General features: G+C 39.6%; 1 protein-coding gene. It reads left to right on the forward strand.

What is annotated here, in order from left to right:
* A partial coding sequence (locus R0J88_RS20545) for a hypothetical protein (RefSeq protein ID WP_410900959.1) occupies positions 1-268 on the forward strand: 268 nt, incomplete at both ends.

The following is a 268-nucleotide window of genomic DNA, read 5'->3' on the forward strand; positions in this document are numbered from 1 at the left end:
GGGGCAGATGAACGCTTAAAGCGAGTATTAGGAGAAAATGCTGCTGATTCCACAAAAATCAATCCCTTTGTAACACGTGCAACGCAATTATTAAATGGAGCATCTTGGAATGGTGACGACTTAGATTATGCTGCCGGTTATATGATTTCAAAGTATATTTTTGATAACAGAGATCCGGGTAAAAATATGAGTGACCTAATGACAGCTATCAAAGATTCGACAAAAGCTGGGAATGTAGCAGTTGAAGAAGAGGTGGCTGCTTTTACAG

It is taken from the genome of Pseudoalteromonas sp. SIMBA_162, from assembly GCF_046535955.1.
GTDB classification, from domain to species: domain Bacteria; phylum Pseudomonadota; class Gammaproteobacteria; order Enterobacterales; family Alteromonadaceae; genus Pseudoalteromonas; species Pseudoalteromonas marina.